We start from the raw sequence: 17,711 nt of genomic DNA, 5'->3' as shown, positions 1-17,711 counted from the left end.
TGAATCCAATGAATACGCAGTCCGGTGCCAGGCCGGCCGCCATGGAAGTCGTCGCAGAGGAAACGCGTTATGAAGGGGTTGGCCACAGCCTGAGGGTTGTGCGCGAGCGCCGCGGCGTCGCCTTGGCTGATGTCTCCGCGCGGCTGCGCATCCGCCGCCCCTATCTGGAGGCGATCGAAGCCGGCCGTTTCGATGAGCTGCCGGGCGCGGTGTATATCACCGGCTTCCTGCGTCAGTATGCGGAATTTCTCGGCCTGGATGCCGAGCAGGTGCTGAAGACCTATCAGGATGAAGCCGACGCGTCGCTGCGGCGCCCGGTGCTCAATTTCCCGATGCCGCGGCCGGAGCAGCGCACGCCGCCGCTATGGCTGGTGATCGGCGCGCTGCTGGTCGCCGGCATCATCTATATTCTCTGGTACAACCATCAGGCGGCGTTGCGTTTCGGACAGGAGCTGGTGGAAGCCGTACCGCCCAAGCTCGCCGAACTCATCCCCAGCACGCAGCCCATCGCCCCGGCATCGACAGCCGCGCCTTCGACGACTGCGCCATCGGCAGCCACGCCACCGATTGCCACGCCGTCCGCCACGGCGCCGGCTACACCCGTGCCGAATGCTGCAGCCTCCGCCGCACCGGCCGCGCCATCCGCTCCGGCGGCGGCATCGACGACGACGCCCTCGCTGCCGCCGCCCGGCGGCGCGGCGGCACCGGCCACGCCGGCTCCGGCGGCCGCTTCGGTCGATCCGAATTCCGTAACCCCCGCACCGGCAACCCCCGCACCGGCAACCCCCGCACCGGCGCCGTCTTCGGCCCCGGCGGCGGCTGGCGGATCAAACCCGGCCACCGGAGCCTCGACAACGGCCGCAGATCAGCCGGCGGCCGGGGCCGCGACGGAAACCGCCGTCGCCGAAGCCGCTCCCGCCAAGCCGGCGACCTATGGGGCGCTGCCGGGGGAAAGCCGGATTCAGCTCGAAGCCACCGCCCCGGCCTGGATCCAGGTCCGCGGTCCGAACAACGAGCAGATCTTCACCCGGCTGCTGAATACCGGCGAACGCTATCTGGTGCCCGACCGCTCCGGTCTGACGCTTCTGACCGGCAATGCCGGCGGCCTGCGGATCGTCGTCGACGGACAGGCTCTGCCGCCGCTCGGCGCCGACGGCGAGGTGAAGCGCGGCATCGAGCTCGACCCGGACCGCCTGAAGGCGCCGCCGGCTGCGGCGGCGAACCAGGGCTGAGCGCCGGGGATTTCGGCCGGCTGCCTTGCTATTGCGGGGCAAAGACGCCATGTTACGCGCGCCATGCCGGCCGTAAGAGGGTCGGGCGGCTGAACCCATGAGCATTCGACCCTATCGCGATATCCAGCGCCGCCGTTCGCGGCAGATTTTCGTCGGTTCCGTGCCGGTCGGCGGCGATGCGCCGATCACCGTGCAGACGATGACGAACACGCCGACCGCCGACGCGAAGGCGACGATCGACCAGATCCGCCGCTGCGAGGAGGCCGGCGCCGATATCATCCGCGTCTCCTGCCCGGACGAGGCGTCGACCGCCGCACTGAAGGAGATCGTGCGCGCCGCCAGGGTGCCGATCGTCGCCGATATCCATTTCCACTATAAACGTGCCATCGAGGCGGCCGAGGCGGGTGCTGCCTGCCTGCGCATCAACCCGGGCAATATCGGTTCGGCGGCGCGCGTGCGCGAGGTAGTGCAGGCGGCGAAGGATCACGGCTGCTCGATGCGCATCGGCGTCAATGCCGGCTCGCTGGAAAGGCACCTGCTGGAAAAATACGGCGAGCCGTGCCCGGAGGCGATGGTGGAAAGCGCGCTGGATCATGCGCGCATCCTCGAGGATCACGGTTTCCGCGAGTTCAAGATCAGCGTGAAGGCCTCGGATGTCTTCCTCGCCGTCGCCGCCTATCAGGGCCTGGCCGAGGCCTGCGATTATCCGCTGCATATCGGAATCACCGAGGCCGGCGGGCCGCGCAGCGGCACGGTGAAATCCTCGGTCGGCCTCGGCATGCTGCTCTGGTCGGGCATCGGCGATACGATCCGCGTCTCGCTCTCGGCGCCGCCCGAGGAGGAAGTCAAGGTCGGCTTCGAGCTGCTGAAATCGCTGAACCTGCGGCATCGCGGCGTCAACGTGATTTCCTGCCCGTCCTGCGCGCGCCAGCAATTCGACGTGATCAAGACGGTCGAGATTCTGGAGCAGCGGCTTGCCCATATCACCACGCCGATGACATTGAGCGTGATCGGCTGCGTGGTGAACGGTCCGGGCGAGGCGCGCGAGACCGATATCGGCTTCACCGGCGGCGGCAATGGCACGCATCAGGTCTATTTGAGCGGTGTGACCGCACATCGCCTGCAGAACGAAGACATCGTCGACCATCTGGTCAAGCTGGTGGAAGCCAAGGCGCGCGAAATCGAGGCCGCCAAGGCGCAGCAGGCCGGCGATCAGGCGGCTGACGCCGCCTCTTAGCCCACTACATCTACAACGGAGACACGCCGTGGCCCAGTTGCAGCCCGTGCGCGGCACGCATGACATTCTGCCCGATGAATATGCCCGCTTCCGTGCGGTGGTGGAGACCGCGCGCCATGCCGCGGCTTTGTTCGGCTATCGCGAGATGGCGACGCCGATCATCGAATTCACCGATGTCTTCGCCCGCTCGATGGGCGAAACCTCGGATGTCGTCTCGAAGGAGATGTATTCCTTCACCGACAAGGGCGGCGAGGAGCTGACGCTGCGGCCGGAATACACCGCCGGCATCTGCCGCGCCTTCATCTCCAACGGACTGCAGCAGCATGTTCCGTTCAAGGCATTCGCCTGGGGACCGATGTTCCGTTTCGAACGGCCGCAGAAAGGCCGGCAGCGGCAATTTCATCAGATCGACGTCGAGGTGATCGGCGCCACCGAGCCGGAGGCCGATGTCGAGGTGATCGCCGTCGCCGCCGAAGTCCTGCGCCGGCTCGGCATATTGGACAAATGCGCGCTCGAGCTGAACACGCTGGGCGATCCGGAAAGCCGCGCCGTCTACCGCACGGCGCTGGTGAAGTATTTCGGCGACCACGTCGAGAAGCTGTCGGAAGACAGCCGGCGCCGGCTGGAGAAGAATCCGCTGCGCATTCTCGATTCCAAGGACGAGGGCGACCGCAAGCTGGTCGCCAACGCGCCGCTGATCGAGGAATATCTGACGCCGGCGGCGCGCGATTTCTTCGCCGCCGTCAAGGACGGCCTCGGCGCCAATGGCATCGCCTTCGAGGTCAGCCCGCGTCTGGTGCGCGGCCTTGATTACTACACGCATACGGCTTTCGAATTCACCACCACGGCTCTGGGCGCCCAGGGCACCGTGCTGGCCGGCGGCCGCTATGACGGCCTGATCGAGCAGCTTGGCGGGCCGTCCACCCCCGGTATCGGCTGGGCCGGCGGCATCGAGCGCCTGGTGCTGCTCAGCAATCCGCTGCCGATGCAGCGGCGCATGATCGCCGTGATCCCGATCGGCGCGGAGGCGGAGGCCGAAGCGGTGAAGATCGCCACGGAACTGCGCCGCAACGATATTCCGGTCGAGCTTGCCTACAAGGGCAATGCCGGCAAGCGCTTCAAGCGGGCCGACAAGCTGGGCTGCTTCGCCGCCGTGGTGATCGGCAGCGACGAGATGGCCAAGAATGCCGTCATGCTGCGCGATCTGGCCAGCGGCGAGCAGACGGAAGTGCCGCGCGACATGCTGGTCGCCCAGCTCGTTCGGCTGCAGGGCTGACCATGGAGGTTTCCGGCCTGCCCGAGGCCAAGCTCGATCGGGTGATCGAGCGCTACGACATGCTGCAGGCGCAGATGGCGTCGGGCGGCCAGGATGCGGCCGCCTTCGTCAAGCTGTCGAAGGAATATGCCGAGATCGAGCCGCTGGTGCAGGCGATTCAGGCCTGGCGCAAGCTGCGCCGCGACCTGGCCGATCTGGCCGCCATGCGCGACGATCCGTCCGCCGATGCGGAGATGCGCGCGCTTGCCGAGGCGGAATGGCGGGAGGTGCAGGCGGCGCTGCCCGAGGCCGAGAAGAAGGTGAAGATCCTTCTGCTGCCCAAGGATGAAGCCGACGAGAAGAACGCGATCCTCGAGGTGCGCGCCGGCACCGGCGGCGACGAGGCGGCGCTGTTCGCGCGCGACCTGTTCGAGATGTATCGCGGCTATGCCGCCCAGCATGGCTGGCGTTTCGAGGTCGACAGCATTGCCGATACCGAACTGGGCGGCTTCCGCGAAGCGGTGGCGACCATCTCCGGCCGCGGCGTCTTCGCCCGGCTGAAATTCGAATCGGGCGTGCATCGCGTGCAGCGCGTGCCGGAAACCGAGGCCTCGGGCCGCATCCATACCTCGGCGGCGACGGTGGCGGTGCTGCCGGAAGCCGAGGATGTCGATATCGAGATCAACGAAAGCGATCTGCGCATCGATGTCTATCGGTCCTCGGGCGCCGGCGGCCAGCATGTGAACACCACGGATTCCGCCGTCCGCATCACCCATATTCCGACCGGCATCGTCGTCGCGCAGCAGACCGAACGCTCGCAGCACAAGAACAAGGCCAAGGCGATGAAGATCCTGCGCGCCAAGCTTTACGAGGCCGAGCGCGAGCGCACCGCCAGCGCGCGGGCGGCGGACCGCAAGGGCCAGGTCGGCTCGGGCGACCGCTCCGAGCGCATCCGCACCTACAATTTCCCGCAGGGCCGCGTCACCGATCATCGCATCAACCTGACGCTCTACAAGATCGAGCAGGTGATGACCGGCGAGGCCCTGGACGAGATCATCGAGGCGCTGATCGCCGAGGACCAGGCCAGCCGCCTCGCCGAACTCAACAGCTGAGCATGCAGATCGGCGAACTGCTGCTGGAGGCGACACGGCAACTGAAGGCGGCCGGCGTCGATGCGCCGCGGCTGGGTGCCGTCCTGCTGCTCGCCGAAGCGACCGGCCTGAGCGCCGATCGCATCCGCATCGATCTCGATCGGGCGGTCGCCGGCGAGGCGGAAGCCGCCTTCAGGACAATGCTTGCGCGCCGGCTGCGGCGCGAGCCGATATCGCATATTCTCGGCCGGCGCGAATTCTGGGGTCTGGAATTCTGCGTCACCGCCGATGTGCTGGATCCCAGGCCGGACAGCGAGACTTTGATCGCCGCCGTGCTGGAGCGGATCGCGGAACGCAGCGCGGCGCTGCGGATCGTCGATTTCGGCACCGGCTCGGGCTGCCTTCTGCTCGCCTTGCTGCACGAATTGCCGGCGGCCGCCGGCCTTGGCATCGACCGCTCGGCGGCGGCGCTCGCAATCGCCGAAGCGAATGCCGCGCGTCTTGGCCTTTCGGCACGCGCGCGGTTCCGGCAGGGCGACTGGGGCGCGGGCCTGGACGGACGCTTCGACATCCTGATCGCCAACCCGCCCTATATCGAGACCGCCGCGATCGACGGCCTGGAGCCTGAAGTGGCGCATCATGAGCCGCGCCTGGCGCTCGACGGCGGGGCGGACGGCATGGCCGCCTACCGGCGGCTCATTCCCGATCTTGCGCGCCTGGCCGCGCCGAATGCCGCGGTGGCGCTGGAAGTGGGGCAGGGACAAGATGTCGCAGTTGCCGGTTTGCTCGAGGCTGCCGGTTTCGGAGAAATCGCGGTCAAAGCCGATCTGGCCGGGATCGGCCGCGCCGTTCTGGCCCGGCAGGCGAATTAGATTCCTGCCAAAAAGGGGTTGGCAGCAGCCCCCGCCCCCCTTATGTTGGTTTCCGGGATGACGCAGCCCCAAGGAATCTCGCCCAAAGAGCGTTGAACCCGGGGGTGCATAAGGCAGGCGGCGTCATCGCCTCTTCGACGGATGTCGGGTGTGAATGCTCGATCGAGAGGCCGTCCGCTTCGCGCGCGGATGTTGAGCGTCGCGATGCGTGTGCGCAATTCGCCTGGATGCGCTATTTGCGAAAAAGCGAGATGAAGCTGTGAATAAGAATCGTCAACGTGGCGGCCGCCCCCAGGGCCGTCGGCCGCACGGTAATATGAACGGGACCCACCGTAATTTTGATTCCAATGGTCCCGATGTGAAGATCCGCGGCACTGCCAGTCATATCTTCGAGCGGTATTGCCAGCTGGCCCGCGATGCCAATGCCGCAGGCGATCGGGTTGCCGCGGAGAATTACCTGCAGCATGCCGAACATTACTATCGCATCATGCTGGCGCAGGGCGTCACGCCGATGCAGCGGGCCGCCAATGGCGGCGGTCAGCAGCAGCCGGCACAGCAGGCGGCCCAGCCGCAGCCGTCGCAGGCTTTCGCCGATGGCGAGCAGCCGAGCCTGGAAATGGAACTCGAGGCGGCGCTGGATCCCGCGGAAGGCAGCAACGGCAAGGCCGCCGATCAGGACGAGGCGACCGCCGCCTGATCAGGCCGGCCGCCGCCGCGGCGGCCGTCTTGACATCGTGAAAAGGGCCGCCGTAGCCCGGCGGCCTTCATGCGTCTGCACGAAATGCATCTGTGTGGATTTTCGCCCAGGTATTGCGCGCTCAGGCTATTGCCCGCCCAGGCTATTGCCATCTGTGGCGCCGGCCGCTTCGGCTTCGACGCCGAGCTTTTCATCCGCGATGGTGAACTGGCGGATCGGCAGGGTTTCGTTTTCCGGCACGATCGGCGCCAGCACGATATCGACCTTCAATTCCTTGTCCAGCAGGCCGTGGTCGCCGAGGTAGCGCTCGAAGAAATCCACCGTGCGGCTGATGCTGTCTTCCCGGGCCTCGCCCCGGAAGGTATGGCCCTGGCCGTGATAGATCTTCATCTCGTGCTCGGCGCCGACTTCCTGCAGCAGGTTGGCCAGTTCGTAGGCGCGCCGCACCGGCACGGTGCCATCGCGGTCGCCATGCAGGATCAGGGTGGGCGGCATGCGATGCACGCCCTGGCGCTGCACTTCCGCCGGCATGGCGCCGACGACATCGACCACCGCCTGGATGCGCGGATCGCGGCTGCCCAGGCTGAGGGCATGGAAGCCGCCGAGCGAGAGCCCGAAGATGCCGATGCGGTCGGGATCGACATAGGGCTGCTTGGAAACGAAGGAGACCGCGGCCTCGATCACCCGCTCGCGTTCGTCGCGCAGCAGCGGCGAGGCCTTGTGGCTTTGTGGGATGCCGTCGAAATAATGCACCACGAAAGCGGAGATGCCGCGGTCGGCGAGGGCTTTCGCCTGTGGGTAGAACAGCGCGCCGTCGCCCAGGCCATGGGCGCCATGCAGGATCAGCACGGCGGGGGACTTGTCCGTTTCGGTCTGATCCCCGTCTGCCTTGACCACGTCGACCCGCACCCGGCGGCCATTGATGGTAAAGCCTGCGCCTTCGGCCTCGGCGGCGCGGCGTGCCGGCTCGGCGGATTTGGCCGGGTGCTGGGCCGGGCGCTGGGCGTGTTTCCTGGCCGGCTTGCTGGCGGGCTTCGGGGCGGCGCCGGTCGCGCGCGGCTGGGCCTGGGCCGCCGGAGCGAGCGCCATCGCCACGCTGGCGCCCAGCGCCAGGGCAACGGCCGCCTTCCGGCTCGAGGCCAGAAAATGGCTCCACGACAGCAGACTTTTGGCAGGCCCCCCGGCCATTGAACCCCCTCTTCGAAACCGCGCCCCCGGAGCATGATTTCTCAGGCATGATGGGGGGCGCCCGATCACGAGCTTATTTCGGTTTGTAACAAGGCCATGCCGCTCCTGTCCAGCTTCGTTTTCTGCCGAATTTGTAAACTTAACATGATAAATCAGTGACTTGCGCCCTGCTTGACGCTGCGGGGTGGGCTTCTTACCTTTACCGCCACCACCGGAATCGTTCCGGCCTTTCCCCATCAACGAGGATTCCGCATGTCCGCGCCGACCAAAGTCACCGATGCCTCCTTCGAAAGCGATGTGCTGAAGTCCTCCAGCCCGGTGCTGGTCGACTTCTGGGCCGAATGGTGCGGCCCCTGCCGTCAGATCGCCCCGGCGCTGGACGAGATTGCCGGCGAGATGGCCGGCAAGCTCACCGTCGCCAAGGTGAACATCGACGAAAACCCGATGACGCCGTCAAAGTTCGGCGTGCGCGGCATTCCGACCATGATCCTGTTCAAGGACGGCAAGCCGGTCTCCACCAAGGTCGGTTCGATGCCGAAGAGCCGCATCGTCGAGTGGCTGAATTCGTCGATCTAACCATTCTCGGCTAGGATCCGGCCCGCCAGATAGAGCGAGCCGGTGATGACAACCCGGGCCGGCGCGGCTTGAATGGCTGCGCCGGCCCGGATCATGTCTGCGATCCGCTGCGCCGCCCGGGAGGGACTCTCGGCGGTCGAAGCCTGCAATCCCGCCGAATGCGCCGCTGCGGCGAGATTTTCCGCCGACAGGCTGTTCGCTTCGCCCGGGATGGCGATGCAGCAGGCGCCCTGCATCAGCGGCAGCGACGCGAGGGGCCGCAGCAGGCCGGCGGCATCCTTGGTATTCAGCACCCCGGCGATCAGCCAGGTCGGCCTGGGCGGCAATTCCCGCAAGGTCGCGGCCAGGGCTTCTCCCGCCATCGCGTTATGGGCGCCGTCGAGCCACAATTCCGTGCCTGTCGGCATGGCGTCCAGCAACGGGCCATGGCCGAGCCGTTGCATCCGGGCCGGCCAATCCACCGTCTGCAGGCCGGCGGCGATGGCCGCCTCGGGGATGGCGAAGCCGTCGAGCTGCGTGGCGCAGGCAATCGCGATGCCGGCATTGACGATCTGATGCGGGCCGCGCAGGGCCGGGCGCGGCAGGCGAAAGGCCTGCATGCGGCTTTCCCATAACAGGCCGGTGGGCATCGGTGTCGCATTCCATTCCCGGCCGTGCCGGAACAGCGGCGCATGGTTCCGCGCCGCCGCCGCCTCGATGATCGGCACGGCTTCGGCCGGTTGCGGCCCGATCACGCAGGCGACCTCCGGTTTGATGATGCCGGCCTTGGAGACGGCGATCTTGGCGATCGTATCGCCGAGGAAGCCGATATGGTCGATGCCGATCGGCGTGATCGCGGTCAGCAGAGGCCTGGGCACGACATTGGTGGTGTCGGCGATGCCGCCCAGGCCGGTTTCGAGCAGCACGATATCGGCGGGCTCTTCGGCGAAGGCGAGAAAGGCGGCTGCCGTCGTGATCTCGAAAAAGGTGATCGGCTGTCCGGCATTGACGCTCTCGCAGCGCTCGAGCAATCGCAGCAGCCTTTCATCCGAAATCAGCCGGCCATTCAGCCGGATGCGTTCGTTGAAGCGCACCAGATGCGGCGAGGTATAGGCATGCACGCGATAGCCGGCCGCCTCGGCGATGGCGCGCAGGAAGGCCGTGGTCGACCCCTTGCCCTTGCTGCCGGCGACATGGAATACCGGCGGCAGATGCAGATGCGGATCGCCCAGCCGGGCCAGCAGGGCGCGGATTCGGTCGAGCGAAAGATCGATCGCCTTGGGATGCAGCGCCGTCAGGCGCTGCAGGATGGCATCGAGGTCAGAGGGTGCGCTTGCCGGGAGAGCCATGCGGAATCTCCCCGGTCGGCGGAATCTCGATGCCGGGGCGCGGCAGCGAGACGACCTCGGCCGTTGGCGCCGGGCTGAGCAGCAGCGACACGACGCGGCCCAGCGTTTCGCGCAGCTCGTGGCGATGCACCACCATGTCCAGCATGCCGTGATCGAGCAGGTATTCGGAACGCTGGAAGCCTTCCGGCAATGTCTCGCGGATCGTCTGCTCGATCACGCGCGGGCCGGCGAAGCCGATCAGCGCGCTCGGCTCGGCCAGCTGGATATCGCCCAGCATGGCGTAAGAGGCCGTTACGCCGCCGGTGGTCGGGTCGGTGAGCACGACGATGAAGGGCAGATGCGCCTCGCGCAGGCGCTGCACGGCGATCACGGTGCGCGGCATCTGCATCAGGCTCAGGATGCCTTCCTGCATGCGCGCGCCGCCGGCGGCGGAGAACAGGATCAGCGCCGCACGCTGCGTGATCGCCAGATTGGCGGCGGCGATCAGCGCCTCGCCGGTCGCCATGCCCATCGAGCCGCCCATGAAGGCGAAGTTCTGCACCGCGATGACGACATCCTGATCCATCAAGGTGCCGTGGGCGACGGCGAAGGCATCGCGCATGCCGGTCTTGGCGCGGGCATCCTTCAGCCGCTCGGGGTAGCGCTTGGAATCGCGGAAATGCAGCGGGTCCTGCAGAACCTCGGGCAGTTCGATGGTCTGGTATTCGCCATTGTCGAACAGGGCGGCGAAACGCTGCTTCGGCCCGATGCGCATGTGATGGTCGCATTTCGGGCAGACATGCTGGTTTTCTTCCAGCTCCTTGGCGTAGATCATCTGCCCGCAATTGGGGCACTTGGTCCACAGATTGTCCGGCGTGTCCTTCTTGCGCGTGAGGTCGCGGATTTTCGGCAGGACCGTGCGGGTCAACCAGTTCATCGCAAGTCTCCTGAAATCTTAGGCGGCCACTTTGCGCGCATTGCGCACCGCGCTGCCGAGTTCGCGTACCAGGGCCAGCATATGCTCGACCGGATCGAGGCCCTTATCCTTCGCTTCGCCGATGCGTTCCACCAGGGCCGAGCCGACCACGGCGGCATCGGCGATAGCGGCGATCTCGGCGGCGCGGCGGCCCTCGCGGATGCCGAAGCCGACCGCGACCGGTATTTGCGTATGCTTCTTGATGCGGGCGACGGCCGCGGCCACGGCGGCGGTATCGGGCGCGGCGGCCCCGGTGATGCCGGCGATCGAGACGTAGTAGAGGAAGCCGGAGGTGTTCTGCAGCACCGCCGGCAGGCGCTGATCGTCCGTCGTCGGCGTCGCCAGCCGGATGAAGTGGATGCCGGCCTTCATCGCCGGAATGCAGAGTTCGTCGTCTTCCTCCGGCGGCAGGTCGACGACGATCAGGCCGTCCACCCCGGCCGCCTTGGCGTCGGCCAGGAAGCGGTCGACGCCGTAGGCCGAGATCGGGTTGAAATAGCCCATCAGCACGATCGGCGTATTGTCGTCGCCTTTGCGGAAGCCGCGGACCAGCTCGAGCGTCTTCTTCAGGCTGGCCCCGGCGGCAAGCGCGCGCAGATTGGCGGCCTGGATCGACGGGCCGTCGGCCATCGGATCGCTGAACGGCATGCCCAGTTCGATCACATCGGCGCCGGCCGCCGGCAGGCCGGCCAGCAGCTTCGCGCAGGTTTCCTGGTCGGGATCGCCGGCGGTGATGAAGGTGACGAGGCCGGCGCGGCCTTCGGCCTTCAGCGCGGCAAAGCGTTTCTCGATGCGGCTCACGGCGTCATTCTTCCCCGTCATAGCTTCACCCCGAGCGCCTTGGCCACCGTATAGATGTCCTTGTCGCCGCGGCCCGACAGGCAGACGACCATCAGGTGATCCTTCGGCAGCGTCGGCGCCAGCTTGGCGACATGCGCCAGCGCATGCGAGGACTCGAGCGCCGGAATGATGCCCTCCAGGCGCGAGCAGAGCTGGAAAGCCTCCAGCGCTTCCGCGTCGGTGGCCGAGACGTAGTTGGCGCGGCCGACGTCATGCAGCCAGGCATGCTCCGGGCCGATGCCGGGATAATCGAGGCCGGCCGAGATCGAATGCGCTTCGGTGATCTGGCCGTCGGCATCCTGCAGCAGGAAGGTGCGGTTGCCGTGCAGCACGCCGGGCACGCCGCGCGCCAGCGAGGCGGCGTGCTTGGACGTATCGAGGCCCTCGCCGGCGGCCTCGACCGCATAGATCTGCACGCTGCGCTCGTCCAGGAAGGGATGGAACAGGCCCATGGCATTCGAGCCGCCGCCGATGCAGGCCACCAGGCTGTCGGGCAGGCGGCCTTCCTTTTCCATGATCTGCCGGCGGGTTTCGTTGCCGATCACCGACTGGAAGTCGCGCACCAGCATCGGATAGGGATGCGGGCCGGCCACCGTGCCGATGATGTAGAAGGTGTCGTGCACGTTGGTGACCCAGTCGCGCAGCGCCTCGTTCATCGCATCCTTCAGGGTGCGCGAGCCGGATTTCACGCTGCGCACTTCGGCGCCCAGAAGGCGCATGCGGAAGACGTTCGGCTGCTGGCGCTCGATATCGACTTCGCCCATATAGATGACGCAGGGCAGGCCGAAGCGGGCGGCCACCGTCGCGGTCGCCACGCCATGCTGGCCGGCGCCGGTTTCGGCGATGATGCGCTTCTTGCCCATCCGTTTGGCCAGCAGAATCTGGCCGATGCAGTTGTTGATCTTGTGCGCGCCGGTATGGTTCAGCTCTTCGCGCTTGAGATAGATCTTGGCGCCGCCGAAATGCTCGGTGAGCCGCTCGGCGTAATAGAGCGGGCTGGGGCGGCCGACATAATCCTTCAGGAAGTAATCCATCTCGGCCTTGAAGGCCGGATCGCTCTTGGCGGCCTTGTAATGCCGCTCGAGATCGAGGATCAGCGGCATCAGGGTCTCGGCGACGAAGCGCCCGCCGAACATGCCGAAATGGCCGCGCTCGTCGGGGCCGGAGCGATAGGAATTCAGCGCCGTCATGCGATCATCCTCACTGCAGGCCTTTCGCCGCCTTGAGAAAGGCGGCGATCCTGGCCGGATCCTTCTTGCCCGGCGCGCTTTCCACGCCGGACGATACGTCCACCGCCTTGGCGCCGGACAGCTTGACGGCGGTGGTCAGATTCTCCGGCGTCAGGCCGCCCGACAATATCCAAGGGCGGTTGAACTGCGCGCCCTGCATGATCGTCCAGTCGAAGCTGACCGCGTTGCCGCCCGGCCGGTTCGCGCCTTTCGGCGGACGCGCATCGAACATCAGCCAGTCCACGGCATCCTGATAGTCTTTGGCCATAGCGAGGTCGGCCGGGGTTTCGACCTTGATCGCCTTGATGATCGGCAGGCCGAAATAGATGCTGATGGCGCGGCAGCGATCGGGCGTCTCGTCGCCGTGCAATTGCAGCAGATCGAGCCGCGCCTTGGCCAGGATCTGGTCGAGGAAATCGGTCTCCGGATCGACGAAGACGCCCACGCGATCCGTGCCGGTGGGCATGGCGCGCAGCAGGTCCTCGGCCTGTTCCGCCGTCAGATTGCGCGGCGAGGGTGGATAAAACACGAAGCCGCACATATCGGCGCCGTTCTCCAGCGCCGCTTGCAGCGCCGCATGGTCGGTGATGCCGCAGATCTTGGTGAAAACGCTCATGGCTACGCCGCCTCGGCCAGTTCCCGCGCGATCGCCTGCGCCGCCGCCTCGGGACTGGCGGCCTCGGTGATCGGCCGGCCGATGACGAGGTGATCGGCGCCCAGCCGGAAAGCCTCGCCCGGGGTCATGACGCGCTTCTGATCGCCGGCCGCCGCGCCTTTCGGGCGGATGCCCGGCACCACCAGCTTGAAATCCGGGCCGCAGGTGGCGCGCAGCATCTCGATCTCGGTGGCGGCGCAGATCACGCCATCGGCGCCGTTGTCCTGCGCCAGCTTCGCCAGCCGCACGACCAGGGCGCTGACATCGCCGGACACGCCGATGGCGGCAAGATCGCCCGCATCCAGCGAGGTGAGCACGGTCACGGCCAGGATCAGGGGGCGCTGGCGGCTTTCCCGGGCGGCTGCCACGGCCGCCTTGATCATCGCCGGCCCGCCCGCCGCATGGATGGTGAGCATCATCGGCCCCATCGCGGCCGCGGCCGAGCGGACGGCGCCGGCCACCGTGTTCGGGATGTCGTGGAATTTCAGGTCGAGAAACAGCGGCGTTCCGGCCGGCAGCACGGCGCGGACCTCGGCCGGGCCATGCGCGGTGAAGAATTCCTTGCCCAGCTTGACGCCGAAGCCGGCGGCGGCGGCGGCGCGGGCGCAGCGCACGGCATAGGCCAGTTCAATGGTGTCGATGGCGCAGAAAACGGGGGCAAGGGGGGCAGCTTTTGTCATCGGCCGGGCTTATAGCCCAAACGCCCGGTGGAGTCTCCCCTCCGGCGATGTCGATTGGCGGCGGTTGGAATCATTTATGGAGTCATTTATGGGCGGAAACCGCGGAATTCGGCACTCCGCCGGGGCCCGGGGCCAGCGCTCCGGCGAGGGCCCGGGCCAGGGCCTCGGCCCAGCAGCCATAGCCGGTATCGTTCATATGCAGGCCGTCCGGTGCCAGCATGTCGGCCGGGCGGAGCTGGCCCGAGTCCTGCCAGTGCTTCATCGCCCCGAAGCGCTGGAACAGGCCGACCTGCAGCTCCGCCGCGACGCCGCGCAGCAGGGCCTCCATGGCCGCATGGTCGGGATCGCGCAGCACCTTCGGCGCATATTGCAGGTCGATCAGCACCACATCGGCGCCGCCGGCCTTGAGTTCGGCCACCGCCTGGCGGAGGCCGCCGGCATAACGCCCGATCCCGTCGGAGCGCAGCACCGCATTGGTGCCGAGCTGCCAGAGGATGAGGTCGGGTTTCAGATCCGTCACGTCCCGGCGCAGCCGCTTGCGCATGTCGTCGATCGTTTCTCCGCCGATGCCGCGGTTGACCATCTTGACCGTTGCGATGCCGAGATAGCGCGGCCAAAGCCGGGCAAGCTGCGCGGGATAGGCATGCGCGGCGTCGCTGGCGCCGGCGCCCTGCGTCGAGGACGAGCCGAAGGCGACGACGGTGACCGCTTCGCCGCGGGCGATGCGGGCGGCGACATGCGGCAGCGGCTGGCCGAGATCGAGCAGGGCCGCGGGGGTCTCGCAGCGCGGCGTCGCCGCCAGGTCCGCCGCCTCGACATTGGCGGGCAGCAACAGCAGCAGGAGGAAGACCTGGATGCCGCGCCTCACTGGCCGCCGCCCTCCCGGGCCGGTGCCGCGGCGCGGACGATCAGGCCGGCCAGCAACTCGGCCAGGCAGCGATTCTCGGCTTCCGCCTCGCGCATCTGCATCGCCTGATCGGCATGACGCAGATCGAAAACGTCGTTTTCGTCCCAATGCCGCATGATGTCGTAGCGCGGAAACACCAGGGCGTTGTAGCCGCCGGCGATCTGGCCCATGACGTCGTCATAGGGCGCGGCGTCGATCAGCGCCGAAAGGCGCGCGCGGTATTGCGGCGCGATCAGCACGACATCGATATTGGACGCCTTGAGCGCCTGCAGCCCGTTTTCCAGCGCGGCGCCGAACAGGTTGATGTCGATTTGCTGCGCCGCATCGACATTGCCGGTCTGCCACAGCAGCAGATCGGGCTTCGCGGCGGCGATGCCGGTCCGGATGCCATCCGCCATCTGCTCGGCGGTCAGCCGGCGCGCCGAGCGGTTGTCGATCTTCAGCCGCAAGCCCGGCAGTTTGGCCTCCAGCGCGGCGGGCAGGCTGGCGATATAGGATTTCGGCATGCCCTGGCGTGCCGGCGTTACCGACGAGCTGCTGCCCAGCACGATGACATGGACTTCCTCATGGGCGGCGATGCGGGCCGCCACGCCCGGCAGCGGCGCATCGACGAAGGTCAGGCTTTCCGGCGCCGCGCAGCGGTCGCCGGCCGCGGCGGCATCCGCTGCCCGGGCCGCGCCAGTCACCAGCCCTGCCAGCAGCCCGCCCGTCAGCAGGCAGAGTACCGCCAGGATCGTCGCTCTCATGTCTTGGCCGTCCTCCCGGCGATGTCGGCGCGCGCCTCGCCCTCGGCCCCCAGCAGCCCGGCGAGAGCGATCATCAGGCCGATCCCGGCGAAACTTACGATCACCTGGGCCGGCAGGCCGGGGGAAATCTCGGTCAGCACGAAATGCGCCGCGAAGGACAGGAAGATGCCGGTGCAGAAGACATGCAGCGAATGCTGGCCGCACAGGATCACCGGCCGGGCGAGGCGCCAGCGCAGAAAGCCGCTGTCCGGCCGGACCAGCAGGATGGTGAGATAGGCCAGGGCGAGGAAATGCAGAAGCCGCAGCAGGTCCAGCTCGGTCTTGTCGATGGGATAGATCAGGCGGGCGAACCAGCGCGGCATGTAGGCCGCCCAGGGCGGATGCAGCCAGGTCAGCACGATCAGGAAGGCGAAGGCCAGGTAGCCGGCTGCCGCGGCGGCGAACGGCCGCCTGGGCAGGCCCTGCCAGGGCGCATCGGCGCGGCGCATCGCGCACCAGGCGCCGAGCACGAACAGGAACTGCCAGGCCAGCGGGTTGAAGAACCAGCCGCCGCGCGGATAGGCCGGCAGGTTCCAATGGGTGAACTGCACCGCCAGCCACAGAAGGAAGGAGGCGGCCAGCACGAGGCGCGGCCAGCGCAGCAGTGCCCACATGATCGGCGGGAAGGCCAGCATGAGCGCGATATACATCGGCAGCACGTCCATGTTGACCGGCTTGAACTTGAGTATCAGCGCCTGCAGCATCAGCATCTGCGGCGCCTCGAAGAAGCCGCCGATGTTCATCTCCTCGGCCAGGGCCTCGTTGTAGCGGACGCTCAGATAGGCGAGCAGCACGGAATAGCCCGAGATGAAGACGAAAATCTCGGTGGCGTCGCTGAAGCCGTAATTGCGGTTCGAAATCCAGCTCACCACGTTGTTGGGGATGTGGTTGAGGAAGATGAAGAACAGCGCCATGCCGCGAAAGAAATCGAGCCGCAGATCGCGCGGCTTCTTCGCGGGCGCTGAGGTTGCAGTGGCGGCGGCAACGGGCGGGGCGGCGGAAGCCATGCAAGGATGTTTCCTGATCCTTCGGCCTGATCCTCTGGCCGGCATTATCGGGAAAGGCTAAAGTGCCGGCAATCCTCGCGCCCGCTTTTCCCCTTTTTGCCGGTTTTCCCATGCGAAAGCTTCTGCTTCTCTGCGCCTTGCTCGCCAGCGCCCCCGCCCATGCGGCCGCCGGTCCGCCGGCCGATCCTCTCGCCCTGGCGATGTCCAGCCATGCGGTGATCCTGATGTATCACCGCTTCGGCGAGGACGGCATTCCCTCGACCAATATCCGGCTCGAGCAGTTCGACGCCCAGCTCGCCGCGCTCGCCGCGGGCAAATACCATGTCCTCGGCCTGCCCGAGATCGTCGCCCGGCTGAAAAAGGGCGAGCCCTTGCCCGACCGGACCGTGGGCCTGAGCGCCGACGATGCCTATGCCTCGTCCTTCACCGAGGCCTGGCCAAGGCTGAAAAAGGCCGGGCTGCCATTCACCCTGTTCGTCGCCACCGAGCCGGTCGATCAGAAATTGCGCGGCTATCTGACCTGGGATCAGATCCGTCGGATGAAGGCCGAGGGCGTCACTATCGGCGCCCATGGCAATGCCCATCCCAGCCTGCCGGCAATGACGCCGGAAGCGATGCAGGCCGATCTGGAAACCTCGATGCGGCGCTTCCGCGAGGAGCTGGGCGAAACGCCGAAGCTGTTCGCCTGGCCGTTCGGCGAATGGGATGCCGCCAGCATGGCGGTGCTGCGCGGCTTCGGCTATGCGGCGGCCTTCGGCCAGCATTCCGGCGTGGCCTATGCGGGACATGGCATGTTTTGGCTGCCGCGCTTTCCGATGAACGAGCATTACGGCAGCCTCGACCGCCTGCATCAGGCCGTCGAGGCCTTGCCGCTGCCGGTCAGCGATATCACGCCGCAGGACGTGCTGATCAGGCTGGGCCAGACGCCGAATCCGCCGGTGCTCGGCTTCACCGTGGCGCCCGGCGTCGAGCGGCTGAAGCAGATGCGCTGCTATACCGGCCCGGGCGAGGCCGTCGCGATCACGGATCTGGGCGGGCAGCGCTTCGCCGTGACGCCGCCCAAGGCCTTCGCGCCGCCGCGCGAGCGGATCAGCTGTACGGTGCCGACGCAGGAGCAGGGCCGTTTCCGCTGGTTCGGCATCCAGTTCACCGTCCAGAAATAATGAGTCGGAAATAG

At 67.2% G+C, this 17,711-nt stretch carries 18 protein-coding genes; 8 read left to right on the top strand and 10 right to left on the bottom strand.

Features of this window, described 5'->3' with window-relative positions:
* Positions 1–8 precede the first annotated feature (8 nt).
* The 6 genes from VF194_RS04345 to VF194_RS04320 all read left to right on the top strand — a co-directional run bounded on the left by VF194_RS04345 (position 9) and on the right by VF194_RS04320 (position 6,384).
* Complete coding sequence (locus VF194_RS04345; RefSeq protein ID WP_330888392.1) at positions 9–1,232, top strand: RodZ domain-containing protein; 1,224 nt, start codon at positions 9–11, stop codon at positions 1,230–1,232.
* Between the two features lie 97 nt (positions 1,233–1,329).
* Entirely contained in the window at positions 1,330–2,469 is a 1,140-nt protein-coding gene (gene ispG / locus VF194_RS04340; protein ID WP_330888390.1) for a flavodoxin-dependent (E)-4-hydroxy-3-methylbut-2-enyl-diphosphate synthase, read from the top strand.
* 28 nt (positions 2,470–2,497) lie between these two features.
* Positions 2,498–3,745 carry a histidine--tRNA ligase gene (hisS, locus tag VF194_RS04335; RefSeq protein ID WP_330888388.1) on the top strand — a complete coding sequence of 416 codons (1,248 nt, stop codon included), beginning with the start codon at positions 2,498–2,500 and terminating at the stop codon, positions 3,743–3,745.
* A 2-nt stretch (positions 3,746–3,747) separates the two neighbouring features.
* Positions 3,748–4,836, top strand: coding sequence for a peptide chain release factor 1 (gene prfA, locus VF194_RS04330; RefSeq protein WP_330888387.1), 1,089 nt, complete (start codon positions 3,748–3,750; stop codon positions 4,834–4,836).
* A 2-nt stretch (positions 4,837–4,838) separates the two neighbouring features.
* Complete coding sequence (gene prmC / locus VF194_RS04325) at positions 4,839–5,687, top strand: peptide chain release factor N(5)-glutamine methyltransferase (RefSeq protein ID WP_330888385.1); 849 nt, start codon at positions 4,839–4,841, stop codon at positions 5,685–5,687.
* Between the two features lie 208 nt (positions 5,688–5,895).
* Positions 5,896–6,384 carry a DUF4167 domain-containing protein gene (locus VF194_RS04320; protein WP_414656071.1) on the top strand — a complete coding sequence of 163 codons (489 nt, stop codon included), beginning with the start codon at positions 5,896–5,898 and terminating at the stop codon, positions 6,382–6,384.
* A 126-nt stretch (positions 6,385–6,510) separates the two neighbouring features.
* Here the strand turns inward: VF194_RS04320 and VF194_RS04315 are convergent, their stop codons facing one another.
* Positions 6,511–7,572 carry an alpha/beta hydrolase family protein gene (locus VF194_RS04315; protein WP_330888381.1) on the bottom strand — a complete coding sequence of 354 codons (1,062 nt, stop codon included), beginning with the start codon at positions 7,570–7,572 and terminating at the stop codon, positions 6,511–6,513.
* A 252-nt stretch (positions 7,573–7,824) separates the two neighbouring features.
* Here VF194_RS04315 and trxA point away from each other — a divergent pair, with 252 nt between their 5' ends.
* Positions 7,825–8,148, top strand: coding sequence for a thioredoxin TrxA (gene trxA, locus VF194_RS04310; RefSeq protein WP_330888379.1), 324 nt, complete (start codon positions 7,825–7,827; stop codon positions 8,146–8,148).
* On the opposite strand, the gene VF194_RS04305 is transcribed toward trxA, so the two are convergent.
* The 9 genes from VF194_RS04305 to VF194_RS04265 all read right to left on the bottom strand — a co-directional run bounded on the left by VF194_RS04305 (position 8,145) and on the right by VF194_RS04265 (position 16,534).
* Entirely contained in the window at positions 8,145–9,476 is a 1,332-nt protein-coding gene (locus VF194_RS04305; RefSeq protein ID WP_330888378.1) for a folylpolyglutamate synthase/dihydrofolate synthase family protein, read from the bottom strand. The genes trxA and VF194_RS04305 overlap by 4 nt on opposite strands.
* Entirely contained in the window at positions 9,448–10,392 is a 945-nt protein-coding gene (gene accD / locus VF194_RS04300) for an acetyl-CoA carboxylase, carboxyltransferase subunit beta (protein WP_330888376.1), read from the bottom strand. The genes VF194_RS04305 and accD overlap by 29 nt, the downstream gene beginning before the upstream one ends.
* Before the next feature lie 18 nt (positions 10,393–10,410).
* A complete protein-coding gene (trpA, locus tag VF194_RS04295) occupies positions 10,411–11,253 on the bottom strand; it encodes a tryptophan synthase subunit alpha (RefSeq protein ID WP_330888374.1) in 843 nt (280 codons plus the stop codon).
* The gene (gene trpB / locus VF194_RS04290) at positions 11,250–12,461 is read right to left on the bottom strand and encodes a tryptophan synthase subunit beta (protein ID WP_330888372.1); all 1,212 of its coding nucleotides are present in this window, start codon (positions 12,459–12,461) and stop codon (positions 11,250–11,252) included. Before trpB ends, trpA begins: the two co-directional genes overlap by 4 nt.
* Positions 12,462–12,471: 10 nt before the next feature.
* On the bottom strand, positions 12,472–13,116 hold the full coding sequence (locus tag VF194_RS04285; protein ID WP_330888370.1) for a phosphoribosylanthranilate isomerase: 645 nt from the start codon (positions 13,114–13,116) through the stop codon (positions 12,472–12,474).
* A gap of 2 nt (positions 13,117–13,118) precedes the next feature.
* Positions 13,119–13,835: an orotidine-5'-phosphate decarboxylase gene (pyrF, locus tag VF194_RS04280; RefSeq protein WP_330888368.1), complete on the bottom strand. Its 717-nt coding sequence runs from the start codon at positions 13,833–13,835 to the stop codon at positions 13,119–13,121.
* 82 nt (positions 13,836–13,917) lie between these two features.
* A complete protein-coding gene (locus VF194_RS04275) occupies positions 13,918–14,703 on the bottom strand; it encodes an SGNH/GDSL hydrolase family protein (protein ID WP_330888366.1) in 786 nt (261 codons plus the stop codon).
* Complete coding sequence (locus VF194_RS04270) at positions 14,700–15,488, bottom strand: hypothetical protein (RefSeq protein ID WP_330888364.1); 789 nt, start codon at positions 15,486–15,488, stop codon at positions 14,700–14,702. The genes VF194_RS04275 and VF194_RS04270 overlap by 4 nt, the downstream gene beginning before the upstream one ends.
* Complete coding sequence (locus VF194_RS04265; RefSeq protein ID WP_330888361.1) at positions 15,485–16,534, bottom strand: OpgC domain-containing protein; 1,050 nt, start codon at positions 16,532–16,534, stop codon at positions 15,485–15,487. The genes VF194_RS04270 and VF194_RS04265 overlap by 4 nt, the downstream gene beginning before the upstream one ends.
* A gap of 110 nt (positions 16,535–16,644) precedes the next feature.
* Here VF194_RS04265 and VF194_RS04260 point away from each other — a divergent pair, with 110 nt between their 5' ends.
* The gene (locus VF194_RS04260; protein WP_330888359.1) at positions 16,645–17,697 is read left to right on the top strand and encodes a polysaccharide deacetylase family protein; all 1,053 of its coding nucleotides are present in this window, start codon (positions 16,645–16,647) and stop codon (positions 17,695–17,697) included.
* The last annotated feature ends 14 nt before the right edge of the window (positions 17,698–17,711 follow it).

The sequence above is a fragment of the Ferrovibrio sp. genome (assembly GCF_036381655.1).
Lineage (GTDB): Bacteria > Pseudomonadota > Alphaproteobacteria > Ferrovibrionales > Ferrovibrionaceae > Ferrovibrio.
This window is presented reverse-complemented; position numbering and strand designations above follow the sequence as displayed.